Below are 7,045 nucleotides of genomic sequence, written 5' to 3'. Positions count from 1 at the left end.
AAATTTCGCATAGTGTTTTTATGTTTTTACCGCAGATTCGCAGATTTTTTTGTTTTTAAGTGTTTTTTTATTGAATACTTGTAGATTATGTTGATTCAAATTATTCTTTTAAATTTTAATTTGCGAATCTGCGGTTTATTTTATTTCTCTAAAGCATCTAAATTATCAAATTCTGGGTTGTATAAAAATTTCGCATAGTGTTTTTATGTTTTTACCGCAGATTCGCAGATTTTTTTGTTTTTAAGTGTTTTTTTATTGAATACTTGTAGATTATGTTGATTCAAATTATTCTTTTAAATTTTAATTTGCGAATCTGCGGTTTATTTTATTTCTCTAAAGCGTCTAAATTATCAAATTCTGGTCGGTGTTTTTTTGCTCTTGACCACATTAAATAGATTGCTGGAATTACAAATAAAGTTAAGATTAACGAGAACATCGTTCCACCCACAATTACAACTCCCATTCCCATTCTACTTGCGGAAGCAGCTCCAAGTGATAAAGCAATTGGTAAAGCTCCTAAAGCAATGGCTAAACTCGTCATTAAAATTGGTCGTAAACGCGCTTCCGAAGCTTCTAAAATGGCATCGTATTTTGATTTTCCTTGTTCTCGAAGTTGGTTGGCAAATTCGACTATCAGAATTCCGTTTTTGGTAACGAGTCCAATCAGCATGACGGTTCCAATTTGACTAAAAATATTCCAAGTTTGTCCAAATAACCAAAGCGAGAATAATGCTCCAGCGACAGCCATTGGTACAGTTAAGATAATAATAAACGGGTCAATGAAACTTTCAAATTGTGCGGCTAAAATCAAATAAATTAACAATAACGCCAATCCGAAAGCGAAAGAAGTATTGGAACTACTTTCTACGAAGTCACGCGATTCACCACCTAAATCAGTTGTAAAGGTGTCGTCTAATACTTTTTCTTTGATTTCGTCCATGGTGTTGATACCGTCAATCATACTTTTTCCTGGTGCTAAACCAGCAGAAACCGTTGCCGACATGTAGCGATTGTTATGAAATAATTGCGGTGGATTACTTTGTTCTTCTACCTCAACTACGTTGTCTAATTGGATTAATTCACCTGCTTTATTCTTAACGAACATTGAAGTTAAATCCAATGGAGCATCGCGGTCTTTTTCGTCAAATTGTCCAATAACTTGATATTGTTTTCCATTTTGCATGAAATAACCAAAACGTTGTCCACTTAATGATAATTGTAAAGTTTGCGCTACATCTAAAACCGAAATTCCTAAACTTTCTGCCTTTTCACGATTAATGGTTACGTTAATTTCAGGTTTATTAAATTTTAAATTCACGTCTACATTCGAGAAAGTTTCGTTTTTACTTGCTTCTTCCATGAATTGTGGAATCTTTTCTCTTAATTTTTCAAAATTTGGTGCTTGAATAATGTATTGAATTGGCAAGCCACCACGTCTGTTTACTGAAATGGTTGGTTGTTCCGAAACGTTAACTTTGGCTTGTGGATATTTTTTGGTCCATTTGTTTAAATCGTCCACAATTTCTTTTTGTGATTTTTCACGTTCACTTGGATCAACCAATGCTAAACGAACTCTTCCTGCATTAACAGAAGACGACATAAAACCTGGTGAAGTAATTACCAATGCTACTTTTTTCTCTGGAATCGAATCGTTGATTAATTTAGATAAATCGTCCATAAAACGATCGGTATATTCGTATGTTGCACCTTCTGGAGTAGTTACACTAATAATTCCTAAACTTCTATCATCGTAAGGAGCAGTTTCTTTTGGAAGAATGGCAAAAAATAACACAATCAATCCGATACAAGCTCCGATAATTGGGAAACTCAACCATTTTCTTTTTAAGAAATTAGTTAATGCATTCGCATATCCAGTATTTAAGCTTACGAAGAATGGTTCTGTAGCTTCATAAAATTTGGTTTTCTTTTGTTCGCCACCTTTCATTAAATACGCATTTAACATTGGTGTTAAAGTCAAGGATACAAAGGCAGAAATTAATACCGCAGCACCTATGACGACACCAAATTCTCGGAACAATCGTCCTACGAAACCTTCCAAGAAAATAATGGGTAAGAAAACGGCAGCTAATGTTACCGAAATCGAAATTACAGCAAAGAATATTTCATTAGAACCTTTGATAGCTGCCTCGATAGGCGACATACCTTCTTCAACTTTTTTGAAGATGTTTTCGGTTACTACAATTCCGTCGTCAACTACTAATCCTGTGGCTAAAACGATGGCTAATAGCGTTAAAACGTTGATAGAGAAACCACACAAATACATTATAAAGAAAGTAGCAATCAACGAAACCGGAATATCAATTAAAGGTCGGAATGCGATAGACCAATCTCTAAAGAATAAGAAGATAATGATGATTACCAAAATAACAGAAATTGCTAATGTTTCCGCAACTTCAACTACTGATTTCTTAATAAAAATAGTATTATCTAAAGCAATATCTAATTTGATGTCACTCGGTAAATCTTTCTTTAATTTATCCACTTCGGCATAAAATTGTTCGGCAATTTCTAGGTAATTCGTTCCTGGTTGCGGAATAATAGCCACAGCCACCATTGGATTTCCTGATTCGGTAAACTTGGTTTCTAAATTTTCGGAAGCCAAAACAGCATAACCAATATCGCTCAAACGAACGGTTTTATTGGCATCCGCTACAATGATAATATCGTTGAATTCCTTTTCTGTAGATAAATTTCCAAGCGTTTTTACCATTAATTCGGTATTGGCACCTGTTAATTTTCCTGAAGGTAATTCTACATTTTGTTTGTCTAAAGCATTTCGAACATCGGCAACTGTGATTCCGTAAGCGTTTAATTTGATTGGATCCATCCAAATACGCATCGAATAACGCTTTTGTCCCCAAATTTGAACGCTACTCACACCAGGAATCGTTTGAATTCTCTCAGAAATTACGTTTTCAGCATAGTCACTCAACTCTAATGCGTTTCTTGATTGACTTTGAACGGTCATCGAAATAATCGCATCAGAATCGGCATCAGCTTTAGCAACTACTGGAGGTGCATCAATATCTTGTGGTAAACTTCTAACAGCTTGCGATACTTTATCACGCACATCGTTAGCCGCTTCTTCTAAGTTTTTCTCTAATTTGAATTCGACTGTAATATTACTCGAACCTTGATTACTTGAGGACGTAATGTTACGAATACCATCAATGGAGTTAATAGCTTTTTCAAGTGGCTCGGTAATTTGCGATTCGATAATTTCTGCGTTAGCACCGGTGTAGTTTGTTCGAACGTTAATTACGGCAGGGTCTATTGAAGGGAATTCGCGAACGCCCAAATAACTGAATCCTAAAATACCAAAAAGGATAATCAATAAGTTGATTACAATGGTAAATACCGGTCTTTTTATACTTAAAGTAGATAAACTCATTTTAAATTTAGAAGTTTGAAATTAGAATTTAGAAAAGCTTATTTTACTTTTACTTTGATATCAGCTTCGTCTTTTAAAGCCATAACGCCAGAAGTTAGAATCGTATCTCCTGATTTAAGGCCTTGCGTAACGATTACATCTTTATCAGTTCTAGCAATCGTTTCTATTTTTACTTCTTTTGCTTTTCCATTGTTGGCAATATAAACTACTTTTCCGTCTTGAACAGGAACAACCGCTTCTGAAGGAATTTGAATGGCACCTTTGATATTTTTTAGAGGAAGTTCGATAGTAGCAAAGGTTCCTGCTAAAAGTTTTCCATTCGGATTTTCGGCAATGGCTCTAATTTTTAAAGTTCGAGTGGAAGTTTCAATTTCAGGTTCGATAGCGTAAATTTTTGCTGTGAACTTTTCAGGATTATTTGGAATCTTGAATTGAATATTAGTATTGTTTTCCACTTCCGAAGCGTATTTTTCAGGAATAGAAAAACTAATTTTTACTTGATTTGCACTAACTAATTTGGTAATTAGTGTAGTAGGAGTTACATAGGTTCCAGGAGAAATATTGCGTAAACCAATTTTTCCCGAAAATGGTGCTCTAATAGTTGTTTTAGCAATTTGCGCTTGAATCAATTGGGTTTGTGCTTTTAGACTTCTGTATTCAGCACTAGCAATATCATATTCTTCTTGAGAAATCGCTTCTTTTTGAAGTAGTAATTTAGCTCTTCTTTCGTTTTCTGAAGCAAGTCCTTGTTTTGTTATAGCTTGTGATAATTGCGCTCTTAATTCTATATCATTCACTTTCAATAAAACCTGACCTTTACTCACGTTAGTTCCTTCGGTAAAATAGATTTTTTCTACAATTCCAGAAACTTCGCTTCTAATTTCTACATTTTCGTTAGCTTCAATAGAACCAGAAAGTGAAATGGTATTAGCAAAATTAGTTTCAGAAACTACAATGGCATCCACCATCATTGGAAGTTTTTTATCTCCTTTTCCGCCACCTTTTTCAGATTCGGAACTGTTTTTTGTAATTCTATATCCAATTAAACCAACAAGAGTTAAAGTGAGTAGCGTGATGCTTATAGTTTTTATTTTCATAATATGATATGCTTCTTAATGATACAGCTACAAAGTTAAGTTTTACAAAATAATTACAACTTTAACTTATCATTTATTTAACATTGTTGTAGGTACAAATGTTTTAAAAATTTGAGATTTATTTAAAAAAGTTACGAAATAGGTATTGAAATTTACTTTTTGTTATAATTTTCTACACTTCATTACATTAAATGAAATTTAGCTAATGTAATTCCAAATCGTTTTCTTTTTGCTTAACTCAATAAATGCTTCACGAAGTTTAGCGTGTTCTGGTTTTTCCATTGGAGCATCATCTTTAAGAAGTTTTATAGCATGATGTCTTGCTAATTGCAAAATATCTTTGTCTTTAACTAAATCGGCAATTTGAAGATTTAAAACGCCACTTTGTTGCTTGCCCATGATGTCACCAGGACCGCGCAATTTTAAATCCACTTCCGAAATTTCAAAACCATCATTAGTACGAACCATCGTTTCCATTCGGATTTTACTATCGTTACTGAGTTTATGACTTGTCATTAAGATACAATAACTTTGTTCAGCACCACGACCTACACGTCCACGTAACTGATGCAATTGCGATAAGCCAAAACGTTCTGCACTTTCAATTACCATAACAGAAGCGTTTGGAACATTCACCCCAACTTCAATCACAGTCGTTGCCACCATAATATTGGTTTTTCCTTCTGAAAAGCGACGCATTTCTTCGTCTTTATCGGCAGGTTTCATTTTTCCGTGAACGATAGAAATAGAATATTGAGGTAATGGGAAATCTCTTGAAATACTTTCGTAACCATCCATCAAATCTTTATAATCCATTTTTTCCGACTCTTGAATCAATGGATAAACGATATAAACTTGGCGTCCTTTCGAAATTTCATCTTTTAAGAATTTCCAAACTTTCAATCGGTTCGAATCATAACGATGAACGGTTTGAATCGGTTTTCTACCAGGTGGTAATTCATCAATGACTGAAATATCTAAATCACCGTACAAACTCATAGCTAAAGTTCGAGGAATTGGAGTAGCGGTCATTACAAGAACGTGAGGTGGAATAGGGGCTTTTCCCCACAATTTACTTCTTTGTTCCACACCAAAACGATGCTGCTCATCTATAATTGCTAAACCTAAATTATGAAATTGTACTTTGTCTTCTAATAGCGCATGAGTTCCAATTAAAATATCTAAACTTCCATTTTCGAGTTCTTCGTGGATAATTTTTCTATCTGAAGTTTTAGTTGAACCCGTTAGTATTTTTATATTGATATTCAGTTCTTTTGCTAATTCAGTAATTCCGTTAAAATGTTGATTGGCTAGAATTTCGGTTGGCGCCATTAAGCAACTTTGAAAACCATTATCTTTTGCCAAAAGCATGCACATTAACGCTACGATAGTTTTTCCAGAACCTACGTCGCCTTGGAGTAAACGATTCATTTGCGCATTGCTTCCTAAATCATTTCGAATTTCTTTTAAAACACGTTTTTGTGCATTGGTTAAATCGAAAGGCAAGTGATTTTTATAGAAATTATTGAAGTTTTCACCCACTTTTTCAAAAGGCATTCCTTTGATTTTGTGCTTGCGAATGAGATTTTTCGTTATCAATTGCAATTGGATGAAAAACAACTCTTCAAACTTTAATCGGAATTGCGCTTTTGCCAATAAATCTTGACTTTTCGGAAAATGAATATTGAACAAAGCCGCATTTTTTGGAATTAATTTTAATTCATCTAAAAGATAACTAGGTAAGTTTTCTGAAAATAAAGCTTGTGTTTCCACAAACAATTGTTGCATCATTTTATTGATGACTTTGTTCGAAATTCCTTTGTTAGCTAATTTTTCCGTACTTGGATAAACCGGTTGCATTGCCGAACGAAGACTGGCTTTGTGTTCTTCCAACAATTCCATTTCGGGATGCGCCATGTTGTAAGTAGCGCCAAATTGGGTAACTTTTCCAAAAATCACATAAGGAACATTAATTTTTAGACTTTCTCGAATCCATTTTTGCCCTTGAAACCAAACTAATTCCATTTGACCAGTTTCATCTACAAAAGTCGCAACCAATCTCGATTTTCCTTTTCCTTGCTCAACCGTTTTAATATTGATGATTTTTCCAACGATTTGAACTTCAGAATTGCTGTTTTGCAGTTCGTTAATTCTGTAATAGCGAGTTCTATCAATGTAACGATTTGGGAATAAATTCAGTAAATCTGCATATTTATGAATGCCCAACTCCTTGCGCAATAAATCGCCACGCTGCGGACCAACGCCTTTGAGATATTCTATGGGAGTTTCGAGTAAATTCATTTATTATTATTTATCGTAGTGACAAGTCGCGACTTGTCTGTACTTATGTGTGGATTCAAAAGCGAAGATAGTTTATAATTTGTTAATTTAGAAATCGGAGAAATTGAAAATGTTTATATTCGTACATTATTAAAATCCATCAAGATGTTTCGTATTCTTTTAACCTTGTTTTTTATTAATATAACCCGTAGTGCATTATTAAACTAGATTAATTTTTAAGTTGTTAATATTTCTG

3 protein-coding genes are annotated in these 7,045 nt (G+C 34.0%); all 3 read right to left on the bottom strand.

The window, feature by feature from the left end; translation table 11 throughout:
• Positions 1–325 precede the first annotated feature (325 nt).
• Complete coding sequence (locus Q0075_RS03885) at positions 326–3,412, bottom strand: efflux RND transporter permease subunit (protein ID WP_297868370.1); 3,087 nt, start codon at positions 3,410–3,412, stop codon at positions 326–328.
• A gap of 38 nt (positions 3,413–3,450) precedes the next feature.
• Positions 3,451–4,509 carry an efflux RND transporter periplasmic adaptor subunit gene (locus Q0075_RS03880; protein WP_297868369.1) on the bottom strand — a complete coding sequence of 353 codons (1,059 nt, stop codon included), beginning with the start codon at positions 4,507–4,509 and terminating at the stop codon, positions 3,451–3,453.
• Positions 4,510–4,707: 198 nt separating this feature from the next.
• Positions 4,708–6,810, bottom strand: a complete 2,103-nt coding sequence (gene recG, locus Q0075_RS03875; protein ID WP_297868368.1) for an ATP-dependent DNA helicase RecG — start codon at positions 6,808–6,810, stop codon at positions 4,708–4,710.
• Between the last annotated feature and the right edge of the window lie 235 nt (positions 6,811–7,045).

The sequence above is a fragment of the uncultured Flavobacterium sp. genome (assembly GCF_937967675.1).
GTDB lineage: Bacteria > Bacteroidota > Bacteroidia > Flavobacteriales > Flavobacteriaceae > Flavobacterium.
The sequence above is the reverse complement of the archived record's forward strand: the minus strand, read 5'-3'. Positions and strand labels throughout refer to the sequence as shown.

Coding starts and splice junctions, on each gene's coding strand:
- Q0075_RS03880 (WP_297868369.1), bottom strand. CDS start 4,509: ATGAAAATAAAAACTATAAGCATCACGCTACTCACTTTAACTCTTGTT.
- Q0075_RS03885 (WP_297868370.1), bottom strand. CDS start 3,412: ATGAGTTTATCTACTTTAAGTATAAAAAGACCGGTATTTACCATTGTA.
- recG (WP_297868368.1), bottom strand. CDS start 6,810: ATGAATTTACTCGAAACTCCCATAGAATATCTCAAAGGCGTTGGTCCG.